Raw genomic sequence first — 16,027 nt, 5'->3', positions numbered from 1 at the left:
TGGAAAGTGATCACTTAGTCACGGTTAGTGGCGTTTTCTGGACGTAAGCTGGTTCCATGGCTGAAGAGTTGTTCAAAGATGGCAAGGTGTCGGGGAGCGGCGAATACGTCGATGGCGAGAGGCAGGGCCGCTGGAGGTTCTACTACCGAAACGGTCAGCTAAAGGCAGACGTCGGCTATTCCGGGGGCCAACTCGACGGCGACTGCGTCTGGTACCGCGAGGGTGGCGGCCTGCTGCAGCGCGGTGTCTTCCGGGATGGCCAGCAGGACGGTTTCTGGCAACGCTGGCACAGCACCGGTGAGCTGCTGGACGAAGGAACGTACGACGTCGGCCGCAAGCTGGGTGAGTGGGTTACCTATGCCCCCGACGGCTCCGAGACCAAGCGCAAGACATTCAAATAGAACCCTCCCTCACCTTTCGCCCCAAAACACCAAACCCTCCCTCACTTTTCGCCCCAAAACACCAAGCCCTCCCTCACTTAGTGAGGGAGGGTTTGCCAAAAGGCTGCGAAAGGTGAGGGAGCGTTGGGGTTAGCGGACGCGTTCCACCCGCTTTTCATCCCAGACCGGCGCCTCGGACTCGTACACTTTCCCGTCTGAGCCGAATACAAGGAAGCGGTCAAAGGTACGGGCGAACCAGCGATCATGCGTTACGGCCAGGACGGTTCCTTCGAAATGGTCGATGGCGCGCTCCAGAGCCTCAGCGGAGTGGAGGTCCAGGTTGTCGGTGGGCTCGTCGAGCAGCAGCAGGGTGGCTCCCGAAAGCTGCAGCAGCAGAATCTGGAACCGTGCCTGTTGCCCACCGGACAGGGACTCGTACTTCTGTTCTGACTGACCCGCCAAGCCGTAACCGTCCAGGGCACCAGCGGCGGCTTCACGGCCCAACCCCGAGCGGTGCTCGTCCCCGCGGTGCAGGATCTCCAGCAGTGTCTTGCCCAACAAGTCAGGGCGTACATGCGTCTGGGCGAAGAATCCGGGCCGGATCCGGGCGCCCAGTTTCACAGTTCCCTCATGGGGCACCTCGGCAATTTCCACCTCTGATACCGGCAGATGTTCCCGTTCAGGATCCGTGCCTCCGGTAGCCAGCAGCCGCAGGAAATGGCTCTTGCCCGAACCGTTGGAGCCGAGCACACCGACGCGGTCCCCAAACCACACCTCGGTGGAAAACGGCTTCATAAGGCCAGTGAGTTCGAGTCGTTCCGCAACGATGGCGCGCTTGGCGGTGCGTCCTCCCTTGAGCCGCATCTTCACGTTCTGCTCGATGGGAAGGGCTTCGGGAGGGCCCAGTTCCAGGAATTTGGCCAGGCGGGTCTGGGCGGCGTGGTAGCGGTTTGCCATGTCAGAACGGAAGGCAGCTTTGTTCTTGTACATGTTGACGAGTTCCTTGAGCTTGAGGTGCTCCTCGTCCCAGCGTTTGCGCAGTTCCTCGAAGCGCGCATTACGGTCAGCCCTCGCATCGACGTAGGAGCCGAAGCCCCCTCCGTGCACCCATGCGCCCGCGCCGTTTATGCCCGGTTCCAGCGTGACAATACGGCCTGCAGCGTTGTTCAGGAGTTCACGGTCGTGACTGATGAAGAACACCGTCTTTTTGGACTCGTTGAGTTTGCCCTCGAGCCAGCGCTTACCCGGGACGTCGAGGTAGTTGTCAGGTTCGTCCAGAAGCAGCAGTTCATCAGGACCAGCGAACAGGGCTTCGAGGACCAGCCTCTTTTGTTCGCCTCCTGACAGGCTCGACGCCGGGCGGTGCTGCGCCCGGTCAAACGGAAGTCCCAGCGCGGCCATGCAGACCTCGTCCCAGACGGTCTCGACGTCGTAACCGCCTGCGTCTCCCCAGTCCACAATCGCCTGGGCATAACGCATCTGGGTGGGTTCGTCGTCGAACTCCATCATTGCCAGCTCGGCTTCATCCACTGTGCGGGCTGCCGCAGCCAAAGCGGGCGGCGCCGCGGACACCAAAAGGTCACGCACGGTCGAGTCGTCACGGACCTGGCCCACGAACTGGCGCATGATGCCCATATTTCCGGAGCGGCCAATGACGCCTTCATCGGGGATCAGGTCCCCGGCGATGATCCTGAAGAGCGTGGTTTTCCCGGTGCCGTTAGGTCCGATGAGCGCAGTCTTACTTCCGTCGGGCACTTTGAACGTGACTCCGTTGAGGAGTTGGGTGCCGTCGGAGAGGAAGTAGTCAATGCCGGAAATGTCTATATGGGCCACAGAACAATCTTCCCATGCCCGATTACTGCGCCTTATCCGGCCGCCAACGCTCCCTCAGCTTTCGCAACCAAAAGCCCGATCCTTCCTCACCTGGTGAGGGAGGATCAGGTGAAAACCTGCGAAAGGTGAGGGAGCGTCCGGTGGTTAGCCGGCCGCTGTGAGGAATTCCTTCAGCAACGGACCCGAGGTGGTGGCACCAAGCCCGCCTTCCTCCACGAACACCGCAACGGCCAAGTCCCCATGCACGGCAACGATCCAGGCGTGCGTCTTCGGCGGATTTTCTTTGCCGAATTCTGCTGTCCCGGTCTTCGCGCCCACCGGTGCACCCGGAACTTCCATGAGGAATCCGGCGTGACCTGAGGTCACAACTGCCCGCATCATGTCAGCCAGTGCCGCGGCTTCCTCTTTGGTGATCGGTTTGTCGGCAGTCTTTGCCGGCGGCGCCGCCGCAGAGGCGGACGACGACGGTGTGGCAGCTGCCGCCGTCGGGCTTGCGGAGGCCGCGCTGCCCGGGACGGCTGCGTCCGCGTTGAGAACCAGCTGCGGCGAAACGGGGGAGCCCTTTGCCACAGAACCTGCCATCACGGCAGCGGACAGCGGGGACATGAGAATCTTGCCCTGGCCGATCATGGATGCTGCGTGTTCGGTACCTTGAGCCTCTCCGGGGACGGAACCGAGGAAGGCGTCGGCCCCCAACTTCGGCGCTTCTACTGCCACTCCAAGAGAGGTGGCTGCCGATTCCAGCTGGGCCTGACTCACAGAGTCCCTGGCAGAGATGAAAGCGGTGTTGCACGAGTGGGCGAAGGCATCTCTTAGGGTGACAGACCCCAAGGAGCCTGCGGGATAACCCTCGGCGTTTTTGAAGGTCCTGCCGTCCACGGTGAGAGTCGGGGTGCATTCCACCTTCGAATCCGGCGTCAGTCCGTTCCGGAACATGGCCAAGGAATCGACCATTTTGAAGGTTGAACCCGGCGCGTACTGGCCCAGCATGGCGGTGTTGTAGCCGTTACTGCCAGGACCCGAAGCAGCAGCAAGGACAGCCCCGGTGGAAGGCCGGAGCGCCACTATGGCGGATGCCGGCTGAATTTCAGCAAGGATCCCTTCCGCAAGTTGCTGCAAAGTTGGGTCGAGGGTGGTCTTCAGAGGCGTGCCTGGTGTCGCCGGAACATCGAAGACCGTCCTGCGGGGATCAGTGCCGGCTGCTTGGATCTCCTCCGCGGTCAGGTCTGCCTTCTGCGCCCGGATGACCACTCTGTCCGTTCCACGCAACAGGGCATCGTACTGCTGCTGGAGGCCTCCGGTCCCTGTCACGTCTCCGGCTGTCAGGGCACCGCCGGATTTTTCAATCTGTTCAGCATTGGCCTGCCCCACTGTCCCTAATAAGGCGCGGGCGAAGGTGCGGGTGGGCGCGAGCGGCATGCTTTCCTTGATGGCACGCGCGCCCGGAATCGCCGAGATCTGCGCATCTGTGACTGTCCTGCTGGCGTCGTCACGCAAAGTGATGGCAACCACGAAAGCCTCAGCGCCGGCAGCCTGTACCTGGCTGACGAACGCCGCGGCATCAACTCCCACCAGCTCAGCGAGCTTTCCAGCTGATGCAGCGGGGTCACCTCCGGCGAGCTGTTGCTTGTCGATGCCAACGTTCACGACGGGGCGGTACGTGACCAGCGGGGCATCACCGGCGCCAAGAATATCGGCGCGTTGAGGTGATTCGGTGGCCTTGGTAAGGATTTGGCCGTCAGCCAAATCAGGCACCAGTAGCGCGGGCTTCCATACCGTTAGCCAGGAGTCGCCGGATTTCTTGAGCTCGGCCGTTACGGAGTACTTCCACTCCGCAGAGCCGACCTTCCAGCTGTATGCCAGGGGGACGGTGGCGGTGTCTTTCTCCAGCTTCAGCTCACCGGTTTCCACAGCAGGCTTGCCCGGTTCCAAGGCCTTAAAAACCTCGTGGAGCTGTTCGTTGGCGGCGGCGGCATCCTTGCCTTCAAACGCAACACCCCCGACGTCGAGCGCTGAAATAGCGGACGCGAGCTGCTTTGCGGCGCCTTCCGCCCCGGCCCGGCCGTCGTCGCAACCCACCAACGATCCGCCAATAATGAGCCCGACAAGTGCCAGTGATATCTTCTGTATTTTCCCCACCGCGTCATTATGCCTGCTCACCCTGACAATTGCGTTGTCAACTCGTCGGGAAAGGTTGCCTCAAGCGGCGGCGGGTGGTGGCTAACGGCCAGCCCTCATAGAACGTCAGCCCTCCAGGAGTTCAGCGTCACGAAGCTCGTCGTAGGTATCGCGGGCATCGATAATGGCCGGAACGTTGTTCTCTGCCCATTCACGCAGCTGGTTCAGCGGTGCGAGCAACGATTCGCCCAGCTCAGTCAGCGTGTACTCCACTCTCGGCGGAACCTGTGCGTAAACCTTCCGGGTGATGAGGCCATCCCGCTCCAGGGAACGAAGTGTCTGAGTCAGCACTTTTGGGGTGACGACATTAACCATCTTCCGCAGCTCGCTGAAGCGTACGGGTCCTTCAGCCAGAACCTGAATCACCAAGGAGGCCCATTTGTCTCCGATGCGCTGGAAAACCACCCGGGAGGGGCAGTCTGGGTCCAGGACGTTGGCAGCCTGCTGGTTGGTTTCCAATTGGATACTCAGTTTCTTTGAAGGTCTCTGTATCAAAAAGATACTTTTGGGGCTGTCCGAGAGTACCAAAATGAAGGAGTGTCATGAAAATCGCAGTCTATGGAGCCACCGGTATGGTCGGAAGCCAGATCGTTAATGAGTCATTGAGCCGGGGACATGAAGTGACCGCCGTTTCACGAAGCGGTGCAGCCATTGAGGGTGCGTCTGCACTCTCCGCTGATCTCGCTGACCATGCCACCTTTACCCAGGTTGTGGAAGCCCACGACACCGTGGTCCTCGCTACGGTGCCGAGTCGGACCGGAGGGGACCATTCCGAATGGCTGGACGCCATGAACGGCGTCTACAGCGTTGCCGCCAATACGCGCCTCTTGATCGTCGGCGGTGCCGGCGCCCTTGAAATTGATGGCGTGCGTCTGGTGGATTCGCCCGACTTTCCCGAAGCCTACAAGGCGGAAGCCCTCACCATGGCGGCAGCATATGAGGCAGCCAAGGAGGCCCCTGACCACGTGGACTGGACCGTTCTTGCCCCGGCTCCCCTGATCCAGCCCGGTGAGCGGACCGGGGAATATGTGACCGATCTGGATACTCCGGCAGGCTCGCACATCTCCACCCAGGACTTTGCGGTAGCGATGCTCGACGAGATCGAAACCCCGAAGCACCGCCGCACCCGCTTCACTGCTGCAAACTAGCGCTCTCAGCGCCGCCGGGCCGGTGGTGCGGTCACGCTGGTGCAGTCCCGCGGCCGGGCCCGGTGGCGTCAGGCAGCCCGGATTCCCAGAGAAGGCACCGGCATCCCGAATATATCCTTCAGGGCATACTTTGCCGCATGAAATCCTGGCATACCGGTAACCCCCGGGCCCGGCGGCGTTGAAGACGAGCATAAATACACACCGGGGATCGGTGTCCGCCAAGGGACCGGGCTGATTGTGGGCCGCTTAATGATGCCGAGCACGTCCACTACTCCTGAACTGAAGTCGCCGCCCACGTAGTTTGCATCGTAACTGGCCATGCCCTCGGCGGTGGTTACCTTGGACTGGATCACGAGGTCACGGAAACCGGGCGCAAATCGCTCGATCTGGGCAACAACCCGTGCTGTCATATCCACCGTTGATCCAGCCGGAACATGGCAGTAGCTCCAGAGTATGTGGCGGCCAGCCGGGGCCCGGCCGGAGTCGAACCGTGAGGGCTGCGCCACCAGCACATAGGGCCGCTCCGGGTGCCGGCCGTCAGCCACAGCTGCTTCCGAAGCAGCTATTTCCTCCCGCGTCCCACCCACATGGACCGTCCCTGCGTCACACAGTTCCCCGGCTGCCCATGGGACAGGGCCGGACAGGATGAAATCCACTTTGCAAGCTGCATTACCGAACCGGAATGTTTCCATGGAGCGCCGGTACCCCTGAGGCAGCCGGTTCCCTGCCATCTTCACAAACGCAGGTGGTGTCACGTTGAGGAGAATGGCCTTAGCAGGGGACAGTTGGTCCAGGGAATCAATCCGCATTCCCGTTTCAATAACCCCGCCGTGTGCCTGGATGTCCTCTGTCATGGCTTTCACTATTGCCGCCGAGCCACCCACGGGAATCGGCCACCCCTCCACATGGGCCAGGGTAGCCAACAGCAGGCCAGCGCCGGCAGGTGCCAGGGACGGATGCCTGCCTACAGCATGTGCGGTAGCTCCGGATAGCAGCGCCGGCGCCAGTTCCTCCTGGAATCTCTTGCCCCAGAGGGGAGTGCCCTGCTCCAGTGTCCGAAGAGCCAGCACTACGGCGGCCAGCGGATGGCGTGGCACCCGGAGGAGATGGTTGAGGGCGGTGTCTGTGACCCCCTCCACCATCCGAACCAACGGAGCCATGAGTTTTCGGTAGGCCTCGCCGTCATGTCCCAGTTCTGCCGCCGTCCGTTCCAGTGACTTGTACGCCAAGGCAGCCCGGCCGCCGTCGAGCGTTGCACCGTATGACAGTTCAGGGGTCTTCAGTTCAATACGGGAAGCGAGCCCGAAGGCTCGAAAGAATGGCGAGGCAAGGGCCATAGGATGGACGGCGGAACAGACGTCATGGAAGTGCCCTGGCTCCATCAGTTCGCTGGTCCGCGCCCCGCCACCTACCGATCCGGCGGCCTCGTAGACGCGGACGCCCAGTCCGGAGCGTGCCATCATGACAGCTGCCGCTAATCCGTTAGGGCCTGAACCGACGACGGCGACATCAGACATTGCTTTTATCCTTCCAGGGGAGCACTGAGGCAGATGGGCGGCCAAAATCAAGGCGGAACCGGTCCGGGGCCCCGTCAAAGGAACCAGCGTGGGGATCATCCATGCCATGCCGTCGGATGACGTCGTAGTCGGGATTCCAGATGTCCCAGCCCACCCTGAGCATGAGGTACGCAGTCGCCACCATGTGCAGGATGACGGCGAGAACGTAATAGGGCACGTCGATGTTGTGCTGGGCGGACCCGTTGCTCGTGACTTGGCCGAGGTACATCCAGATCGCCGCCCAGTGCAGTCCCTCGACGGCCTGCCAGATGAGGAAGTCGCGCCATCGGGGCCGGGCGAGTGCCATGAGAGGAATAAGCCAGAGAACGAATTGAGGGGAGTACACCTTGTTGGTGAGGACGAAAGCCGCCACGATGAGGAAGGCGAGCTGGGCGATCCTTGGCCGGGTGGGGGACGACAGCGCCAGAACAGCAATCAGGAGGCAGGCCAGGAGGAATAGGCCCATAGCCATTGTGTTGATGGTCTCGGGTTCCAGCCGCTGCCCGTTGAGCCGTTCAGCGAGCAGGTTGTAGGCAAACCAGGGGGAGCTGTAGCCGGCCGGCCGGTCCTCCGTGAATTCGTAGAAGTACCTCCAGCCGGACGGGTTGATCGCGGCGATGGGGAGATTGACGGCCAGCCATGCAGCAGCTGCTGCTCCCGTCGTAACCACAAGCGGCCTGATCCGGCCTGTCCGCAGGGCAAGTAAGAGGATCGCACCGAGGATAAGGAGCGGGTACATTTTGGTTGCCGTTCCCAGGCCAATGAAGATTCCTGCCAGCACCAGCCGGTCCCGGGCAAAGAAATACATGGCAAGGGCCAACAGTCCGACGGCCCACATGTCCCAGTTGATCAGCCCGGACAGGACGATTCCCGGCGCCAGCACAACCATGGCGGCATCCCAGGGCCGGCGATGGGTCATCCGTGCGGTTGCAAGCACCACGACGATCCAAACGGCGGTGATCAGTGTCGCGTTGACATCGAAATAGCCCAGGATCCTTGCATCATTGACGCCCTCACCTGGAACCATCAGGGCGGTGATACCGGCAATCAAACCGGTCAGAACCGGGTACTCGAACGTGGATCCTTGCGTGAAGAACGGAAAGACGCCGTCACCCAGTCCTCTGTTCCTGAACAGTTCCGGAAAATCCGAGTAGCAGGTGGAATAGAACTGTGCGGGCGTTTCCCAGCCGTTGAGCCGGCAATGGTTCTTGATGAGGAGGCCGATTAACGCCGCCACGACAGTGAGGATGATTAGTACGCGTTCAACAGTAAAGAAGCCCGGGGATACGACGCCGGGCGCGGACCTGGCGCCCATGGGGCCGCCGATCAGTTCGGTGAAGTTCCGCAGGAGGAGGTCGCTTCGGCTCGGAATGACCAGGCGCGTCCTTTTCGGCCCCGTTGGTTGCTTGATCTCCTGCATGTGTTTGAGCTTACCGCTGGAGGAGGCGGTGGCTAGGGGTCCGGTTGTACGGGGCCGATGCCCCCCGTATATGCTCGTTTCAATCAGTCAGCCTCAGGGGGCTCCACAATGTCACGCCAACTTTCCCATGAAACCGGACCTGTTTCCGGGCAAAAGGGGCGCCGGTCCTCAGAGCTTCACGCAGCCCACGTGTCGTCTAACGGAAGCCCATCCTCGCGCCCTTGGCTCATCCCTGCGGCAGTGGGATTCGCGGCCTTCCTCGTGGCCTTCATTGGTTCATGGATCCCCTCATTTTGGGACGATGAAATTGCCACAGTTTCATCAGCAGGGCGTTCGCCTGGCGAGTTGTTTGCACTGCTCCAGTCGGTAGACGCTGTCCATGGAACGTACTACCTCTTCATGCATATCTGGACCTCCGTCTTCGGTTTCTCGGAGCTGGCGCTTAGGACACCATCGGCCATCGCCGTGGGTCTGGCCTGCGCAGGAACTGTCCTCATCGGACGCCGTCTTGGTTCCGAAAGCATTGGCATCGCCAGCGGCCTCGTCCTGGCTGTGCTGCCACGGATGGTGTGGTCGGGAACGGAAGCGCGGCAGTATGCCATCTCAGCCCTGCTGGCGGTAGTGCTTACTCTCCTGCTGGTCCGGGCGTGGGGATCGAACCGCACCATCGACTGGATCCTTTACGGAGCATGCGCTGCTTTGGGGGTATTCGTTTTTATGTTCTTTGCCCTCGCGGTGGCTTCTCACGCAGTTGCGGCGCTCGTCCTTCGCAAGCGGATCCTTGGAACGCTCATCACCTCAGCAGGAATCGGCCTTCTGGTTCTTCCTTTCCTGCTGTTTTCGTTGACGCAAAAGGCGCAGGTGGACTGGATCCAAAACCGATCGTTCCTGCAGAACCTCAGCGCTGCTGCTGTTAAGCAGTTTTTTTACGGTGACGATCGCCCCACCGGAAACCTGCCTCCCACTTGGATCCTCGCGACAGTCGGGCTGCTGGGCGTTGCGCAGGTTGTCCTGGTCATCCTCGGTATTGTCGGAATCGCCCGAGCGGACCGGAACAGCAATCTGCAGACGCTCCTGGTGTTGTGCCTTACAACAGTGATCCTGCCCGTGACGGGTCTCCTGGTGGTCAGCCTGATAGCCCAGCCTGTTTACGTGGCCCGGTACCTGACCTTTACGGCTCCGGCCTTTGCACTGCTAGTCGGACTCGGCCTGGACTATGTCAGGCGCAATCAACGCCGGCTGCTGCCCTTTGCTGTGGCGGTTGTACTCGGTGCCAGCCTGGTTCCGCAGCTGACCCTGAAAAGTATCCTGAACGAACCACAGGATACGGAACGCGATATTGCTGCGATCATCGGCAATGAGACGCAGGGACCGGCTGCTGTGGTCTATGAGCGGCCGGACTTGCGGGATGTCTCCATTGCATACCCCTCAGCTTTCAGGCCACTTACAGACCTGTCGCTGGCTGCTTCTCCAGCAGAGTCGGGCACGCTGTGGGGGACCAACAAAGAAGTTACGGCGGCTGAGCTTTCGGGGCGGGGTCGTGTATGGTTCGTCGGCGCCGGGGGAGGCGTGGTCCCTGACCTAAAAGCATTCAATGATGCCGGCTGCTCCTCCACGGAAGTAGAGAGCTCACAGCGGGTGCTGCTGCTTTCCTTCAACTGCCCGCCGCGTTAAGCACCTCGCTCAGTTAAACGGGGGGAGCCCACGCGTTGCCGCGTGGGCTCCTGGCGGATTGGTTCCGATGTGAATCATCAGATCCTCCTTCAGTGGCTGATCCGTTGTGCTCGTGACGCTTGTACTGCGTGCGGTCCGCACCGGCATCATCGGTTCAGCGGTTCACATGCATCATGTACATAGCCATCAGGACAACTTCCCTGTTCTTGTCGAGTTGGTCGCCGTTGAACTGAGTACCTTCCTTCAGCAGCGGGATGCCCATCATCGAGAAGAACTCCTCGAATTTACTGGTCATGCAGGTCACCTCCTCTCATTTACTCGAACAAAGTCCCGGCCCGACTGGCTGGCACTTGAATTTGGGCGCACCAATTAGAGCCTCATAATTCACAAAGGAATTGGCTGGAATTGGGCAAAGAAATGCCCGAAAGGGCAAGTAATTGCAAATAGGGAAACTACCCGTGGAATATGGATGCGAAAGACCCAGTGGAAGCTGGTTCCGATTCAGGAGGAATTGCGCAGTCGCTTAACACCGAGGGGTAGAGACACTGCTACCGGGCATCCCCAAAAGAAGTAGGGGATCCATCAAGGTCCTGGCCACTGGGGCCAACGGACACTAGGAGACAGTCACTCCCGTAAAACGGCGGGCGTGGGCAGCAGAGGCTGGGTTCGCGGCGACGGTCATCTTCCATCCGCTAGTCAAAGTAATCATTTTCCCAACCTCCTTTTCTGCTGTGCCGTAGCTCCAACCGACTTCGTTGAGCTGCGCGCGCCTTGACCCTGGCAAGACGCACTGGGGCCATAAATAAAATTACACTAAAGACAGATCATTTGACCAGCGGAATTGCAGACTTTCCTAAACTTATTCTGCAATTCACTCACTTGACCCATCAAAGCGTCGCGAAACTACTCGTTAAAGGCCCCAGCGGACCACGGCAGGCGTCTTCTTATCCCAGCCCAGCGTACAAACTTTCGCGGTGCCCAGCAGGAAGTGCCGGCCGTACTGGGCATCAAGTCCCAACCAGCGAGCCGTCAGGATCCTGGAGAAGTGTCCGTGCGCCACAATGAGCACGTTGTCCAAGCCGGACTCCAGTACCCTGGCCACGATCTTGTCAGCACGGGCAGCAACCTGATCCAGTGTTTCCCCATTGGGAACTCCATGGGTCCAGATCAGATAGTCCGGGTTGTCCTTGCGGATGAGGTCCGAACTGATTCCCTCGTAGTCTCCGTAATCCCATTCCACAGCCAAGGGTTCCTGCTTCGCATCCGGAAAGCCGGCGAGCTCAGCTGTGCGGCGTGCCCGCCGCAGGGGAGAAGTGAGGACCAGGTCGAAGTCGACGCCGTCCAGGGACTTCCGCGCCTCCACCGACTGCTGCTCCCCTTCAACGGTCAGCGGAAGATCGGTGAGCCCTGTGTACTGCCCGCTCTTGGACCACTCGGTCTCCCCATGACGCATGATCCAAAGCTGGGGACGGGGAGTGTTGAATTCTACGTTCACTTAAGACTCCTCGGTTGGGACAGGGGCGACGTCGGCGGGAACAGGGGCGAGAGCTTCTGGTTGAGCCTCCCACCACTTCCGCAATTTTTCTTCAGCTTCATCTTGATCCAACGGACCATGCTCCATCCGCTCCTCCAGCAGGAACTTGTAAGCGCGGCCCACCACCGGGCCGGGCTTCAGGCCAAGGAACGCCATGATCTGGCCACCATCAAGATCCGGGCGCACCGCGTCGAGGGATTCCTGTTCCCTCAGAGCGGCAATCCTGGCTTCGAGATCGTCGTAAGCGAAGGCAAGCCTCTCGGCCTTGCGCTGGTTCCGCGTGGTCACGTCCGAACGAGTGAGCTTGTGAAGCCGATCCAACAATGGACCGGCATCCGTTACGTACCGCCGCACCGCGGAATCGCTCCAACCGGCCTCTCCATAGCCGTAAAAGCGCATGTGCAGCTCCACCAGCCGGGCCACGGCCTTGATGGTGTCATTGTCAAAGCGCAAAGCCTTCATGCGCTTGGCGGTGAGCTTGGAGCCCACCATGTCGTGGTGACGAAAACTCACCGAGCCGCCCGGTTCAAAACGGCGCGTTGCCGGCTTGCCGACGTCGTGCATGAGGGCAGCAAACCTCAGAACGAAATCCGGACCCGGCACCAGGCCGTCCGGGCCGTCCTCCAAGGACGCTGCCTGCTCAAGGACCTGGAGCGAATGCTGATAAACGTCTTTGTGCCGGTGGTGTTCATCCGATTCGAGTCGAAGAGCGGACACTTCAGGGAGCACATACTCCGCCAGGCCCGTCTCCACCAGCAGATCCACTCCCACGCGCGGCTGAGGGCCGCAAACCAGCTTGACGAGTTCATCCCTAACGCGTTCGGCCGAAATGATGGTGATGCGTTCTGCCATCCGGGTCATCGCCAGGCGGACGTCGTCGTGGACTGAAACACCAAGCTGGGAGGCGAACCGCGCGGCACGCATCATGCGCAGCGGATCGTCTGAAAAGGACGTTTCAGGGGCGCCAGGCGTTGCCAGCAAAGATGCATGAAGATCACGGACGCCGCCAAAGGGATCCACAAGCTCCAGGGAAGGCAGGCGAAGCGCCATGGCATTGATGGTGAAATCCCGGCGCAGCAGATCGTCAGTCAGCGATGTGCCAAAGGCGACTACGGGCTTCCGCGACTCGGGATCGTATGCCTCGGCCCGGTAAGTGGTGATTTCTATCTGGAAGCCAGCCTTGCGCAGTCCGATGGTTCCGAAGGCGCGGCCGATTTCCCAAAAGTTGTCGGCCCATTTCCGGATCAGGGCAATGGTCTGATCCGGCGTCGCGTCCGTAGTGAAGTCAAGGTCCGGCGAGGAACGCCCAAGGAACAGATCGCGGACCGGGCCACCCACAAGGGAAAGTTCGTGACCTGCGTCGACAAAGCGCTGGCCGAGCTCCAGGACCACCGGGTCCACTTTAAAATCAACGGTGTGGGAGTCAGTCGTGTGATGTGCATGCGCCATAGTTACTTAAGCTTGGCAGAAAATCTTCAGCATTCTTCATCGAAGTACCGAAACATACTGCAAAAGAGCGGGAGCCAGACTCCCATCAACTGGCTAAATCGAAACTTTGCAGGTGCGGACTCAGTCACATCCAGTCCACTTTCCTGTCATGTTCCGGTCATCACCACGGGGCAAGAGTCGTTAGAGTGGACGTTATGGCCCATCCCGTACCGAGCGCTCCCGGCAGGAGGACAAACCCACCGTTGCCGTCGGCAATCGGTGCGCATGTCGCGCCCGCGCCGCACTCGGCACCGGCCTCACTGCCTACCGTCGAAGAAATCTCTGCCGGCGGCGTTGTGGTGGACACGTCCGACGGCGAACTAAGGGTCGCGATTATCGCCCGCCTGAACCGCGGCGGACGCCTCGAATGGTGCCTGCCGAAGGGACACCCGGAGGGCAAGGAAAAAAACGAAGAAGCCGCTGTCCGCGAAATCGCGGAGGAAACCGGAATTGACGGGGTCATTCTGGCGCCGCTGGGCAGCATTGACTACTGGTTCACAGTAAGCGGACATCGCGTCCACAAAACTGTCCACCACTACCTCCTGCGGGCCACAGGAGGAGAGCTGACCATCGAAAACGATCCCGACAAGGAAGCGGTGGACGTCGCATGGGTGCCCATCACTGAACTTGCCCGGAAGCTCTCCTTTCCCAACGAACGCCGCATTGCCGACCTCGCCAAAGAAGTCCTGCCGGAACATCTCTGAGAGCCCTGTGACTCATGCCATCCACCCCCGCTAACAGGTTTACCCTCTTGCGGGTGAGACGATGAAGACAATGTCAGCAGCCAAACCAGAACCCGCCGAAGGCGCATCAGCCCACGCCGGAGAAGCCCGTTCCAGCGCCATCATGGCTGCTGGCACCCTGATCTCCCGCTTTTTGGGCTTCGGCAAAACGTGGATGCTTGCTTTCGCCCTGGGCCTGGGATCCACGGTCAACGACACTTTCATCAACGCCAACAACCTGCCCAACCTCATCTTTCTCCTGGTGGCGGGCGGGGTGTTCAATGCGGTCCTGGTTCCGCAGATCATCAAGGCAAGCAAAGCTCCGGACAGGGGAGCCGACTACATCAGCCGCCTCCTGACCCTGGCCGTGATTGTCCTGCTGGTTCTGACCCTCCTGGTGACACTCTTCGCACCGGTGGTCATCGATCTGACCACGCAGAATTACTCGCCGGAACAAAAAGCGCTGGCCATCTCCTTTGCTTTCTGGTGCCTGCCGCAGATCTTCTTTTATGGGCTGTATGCCCTTTTGACCCAAGTCCTGAACGCCAACGGGGCTTTCGGCCCGGCCATGTGGGCTCCGATCCTCAACAACATCGTGGCAATAGCCGGCCTCGGTATGTTCATTTGGATCCTTGGCCCGAATGTCGCTAATCCCCACACATTGGAAACCTGGGGTCCGTTCCAGACGTTCCTAGTGGCCGGCTTCTCCACCATTGGCGTCGTCGCCCAGACGCTCATCCTCATGATCCCGGTGCTGAGGCTCCGCCTAAGGTTGCGGCCGCGTTTCGGCTGGAGGGGTGTAGGACTGGGGCAGGCAGCGAGGCTCAGCGTCTGGACCCTCCTGACCGCCGCCGTCGGGCAACTCGCCTTCCTGTATGTAATGCGTATCGCCACCATCCCCGGCGCTGAACGCCTCCGCCTGCAACAGGCGGGGGACCCGGCCGCCAACAGGCTTCCAGGCAACGCAATCCTGGAGGTGGCCAGTCAGCTGTACCTCCTCCCGCATTCGATCATCGCCCTGTCCCTTGCCACAGTGTTGTTCAACCGGATGACCAGGGCATCTCAGGACGGAAATCGTGCGGCGCTGCGTGATGCCCTGTCCCACGGTCTGCGCACCATGGCTGTGGCCACGGTATTCGGTGCCATTGCGCTCTTCGCCCTCGCCGGCCCCTTGGGGATGTTCTTTTCCGGCGGCAAGGAGCAGGACGGCGTTATGCTCGCCCAGACGCTTACCATCCTGGCCCTCAGCACACCTTTCATGAGCGCCAACTTCATGATGTCCAGGGTCTTCTACGCCAACGAAGACGCCCGGACCCCCTTCTTTATCCAATTGATTCTGGCGCTCGTCAACGTGGTGGCAGCTTTCTTCATCCAGTTCCTTCCGCCCGATCAGATCATCTTCGCCATCGCCGTTCTGTACACGGGCGGCAACATCCTCTCGGTTATGGTCAGCGCTGCCTTCCTTCGCCGGCTCCTGGGGCATCTGGACGGTCCGCGGGTTGCCAATTCTTATATCCGAATGGGGTATGCGGCGCTGGGTTCCGCCCTCACCGGGGCCTTGGCGTTGTGGCTGCTGGGAAGCTACCAGGAAGACGGTTTCGCCTGGAGCGGCAGGATCGAGGCGCTGGTGACCATCGCGGTCGTCGGTCCAGTAATGCTGGTGGCGTATCTTTTCCTGTTGAAGATATTCCACGTCTCCGAGTTGCGGGATCTCCTGCGGCCGCTGCTTGGGCGTCTGGGCCGCGGCCCGGCTGCTGCGCCCGCTGCGCAACCCACCACCTCCGCTACACCCAACAGGGCCACCGTGTCCGTGGATACGGGCCTGATCCCACGCATTTCGGGGGAATTCGATTCCGCTTCATTCCGGGCAGGCCCGAAAATGGAACATATCGACGACGATGCGCACACCAAGTACCTTCCGGCGGAAGAGATGCCCAACACGGCACGTGGCAGCATGGTCAGGCAAGAGATCCCCCTGCCGGGTCGTAGAACCTACCAGGGAACGCCCGGGCAGAACCCGTATTTCCGCACCCGCAGGAAAAAGAAAAAATGACCGATGCCCTGCCTGGCCCTGATTCCCACGGCAATTGAAAG

13 protein-coding genes are annotated in these 16,027 nt (G+C 60.7%); 5 read left to right on the top strand and 8 right to left on the bottom strand.

What is annotated here, in order from left to right:
• The first annotated feature begins 56 nt into the window (after positions 1 to 56).
• On the top strand, positions 57 to 401 hold the full coding sequence (locus tag M1E02_RS00140; protein WP_479376161.1) for a toxin-antitoxin system YwqK family antitoxin: 345 nt from the start codon (positions 57 to 59) through the stop codon (positions 399 to 401).
• 129 nt (positions 402 to 530) lie between these two features.
• Here M1E02_RS00140 and M1E02_RS00135 read toward each other — a convergent pair whose 3' ends face one another.
• The 3 genes from M1E02_RS00135 to M1E02_RS00125 all read right to left on the bottom strand — a co-directional run bounded on the left by M1E02_RS00135 (position 531) and on the right by M1E02_RS00125 (position 4,850).
• A complete protein-coding gene (locus tag M1E02_RS00135) occupies positions 531 to 2,213 on the bottom strand; it encodes an ABC-F family ATP-binding cassette domain-containing protein (RefSeq protein WP_479376160.1) in 1,683 nt (560 codons plus the stop codon).
• Between the two features lie 144 nt (positions 2,214 to 2,357).
• On the bottom strand, positions 2,358 to 4,352 hold the full coding sequence (locus M1E02_RS00130) for a penicillin-binding transpeptidase domain-containing protein (protein WP_479376159.1): 1,995 nt from the start codon (positions 4,350 to 4,352) through the stop codon (positions 2,358 to 2,360).
• A 105-nt stretch (positions 4,353 to 4,457) separates the two neighbouring features.
• On the bottom strand, positions 4,458 to 4,850 hold the full coding sequence (locus M1E02_RS00125) for a winged helix-turn-helix transcriptional regulator (RefSeq protein WP_479376158.1): 393 nt from the start codon (positions 4,848 to 4,850) through the stop codon (positions 4,458 to 4,460).
• 83 nt (positions 4,851 to 4,933) lie between these two features.
• Here M1E02_RS00125 and M1E02_RS00120 point away from each other — a divergent pair, with 83 nt between their 5' ends.
• Complete coding sequence (locus tag M1E02_RS00120; protein ID WP_479376157.1) at positions 4,934 to 5,539, top strand: NAD(P)-dependent oxidoreductase; 606 nt, start codon at positions 4,934 to 4,936, stop codon at positions 5,537 to 5,539.
• Positions 5,540 to 5,607: 68 nt separating this feature from the next.
• Here M1E02_RS00120 and M1E02_RS00115 read toward each other — a convergent pair whose 3' ends face one another.
• Together M1E02_RS00115 and M1E02_RS00110 are read right to left on the bottom strand one after the other, a co-directional pair.
• Positions 5,608 to 7,056 carry a phytoene desaturase family protein gene (locus tag M1E02_RS00115; RefSeq protein ID WP_479376156.1) on the bottom strand — a complete coding sequence of 483 codons (1,449 nt, stop codon included), beginning with the start codon at positions 7,054 to 7,056 and terminating at the stop codon, positions 5,608 to 5,610.
• Positions 7,049 to 8,515 (bottom strand): glycosyltransferase family 87 protein, encoded by a 1,467-nt coding sequence (locus tag M1E02_RS00110; protein WP_479376155.1) that lies wholly within the window; start codon positions 8,513 to 8,515, stop codon positions 7,049 to 7,051. Before M1E02_RS00110 ends, M1E02_RS00115 begins: the two co-directional genes overlap by 8 nt.
• Positions 8,516 to 8,704: 189 nt before the next feature.
• Here M1E02_RS00110 and M1E02_RS00105 point away from each other — a divergent pair, with 189 nt between their 5' ends.
• The gene (locus M1E02_RS00105; RefSeq protein ID WP_479376154.1) at positions 8,705 to 10,189 is read left to right on the top strand and encodes a glycosyltransferase family 39 protein; all 1,485 of its coding nucleotides are present in this window, start codon (positions 8,705 to 8,707) and stop codon (positions 10,187 to 10,189) included.
• 154 nt (positions 10,190 to 10,343) lie between these two features.
• Here M1E02_RS00105 and M1E02_RS00100 read toward each other — a convergent pair whose 3' ends face one another.
• From M1E02_RS00100 to M1E02_RS00090, 3 genes are all read right to left on the bottom strand, one after another.
• On the bottom strand, positions 10,344 to 10,484 hold the full coding sequence (locus M1E02_RS00100; RefSeq protein ID WP_479376153.1) for a hypothetical protein: 141 nt from the start codon (positions 10,482 to 10,484) through the stop codon (positions 10,344 to 10,346).
• A gap of 615 nt (positions 10,485 to 11,099) precedes the next feature.
• Positions 11,100 to 11,642 (bottom strand): histidine phosphatase family protein, encoded by a 543-nt coding sequence (locus M1E02_RS00095; protein ID WP_479378243.1) that lies wholly within the window; start codon positions 11,640 to 11,642, stop codon positions 11,100 to 11,102.
• A gap of 42 nt (positions 11,643 to 11,684) precedes the next feature.
• Complete coding sequence (locus tag M1E02_RS00090; RefSeq protein WP_479376152.1) at positions 11,685 to 13,172, bottom strand: CCA tRNA nucleotidyltransferase; 1,488 nt, start codon at positions 13,170 to 13,172, stop codon at positions 11,685 to 11,687.
• A 194-nt stretch (positions 13,173 to 13,366) separates the two neighbouring features.
• Here M1E02_RS00090 and M1E02_RS00085 point away from each other — a divergent pair, with 194 nt between their 5' ends.
• Positions 13,367 to 13,915 (top strand): NUDIX hydrolase, encoded by a 549-nt coding sequence (locus tag M1E02_RS00085; RefSeq protein WP_479376151.1) that lies wholly within the window; start codon positions 13,367 to 13,369, stop codon positions 13,913 to 13,915.
• Positions 13,916 to 13,976: 61 nt separating this feature from the next.
• Positions 13,977 to 15,986: a murein biosynthesis integral membrane protein MurJ gene (murJ, locus tag M1E02_RS00080; RefSeq protein WP_479376150.1), complete on the top strand. Its 2,010-nt coding sequence runs from the start codon at positions 13,977 to 13,979 to the stop codon at positions 15,984 to 15,986.
• Positions 15,987 to 16,027 lie beyond the last annotated feature (41 nt).

The sequence above is a fragment of the Arthrobacter sp. Z5-13 genome, from assembly GCF_056499105.1.
The sequence above is the reverse complement of the archived record's forward strand: the minus strand, read 5'-3'. Positions and strand labels throughout refer to the sequence as shown.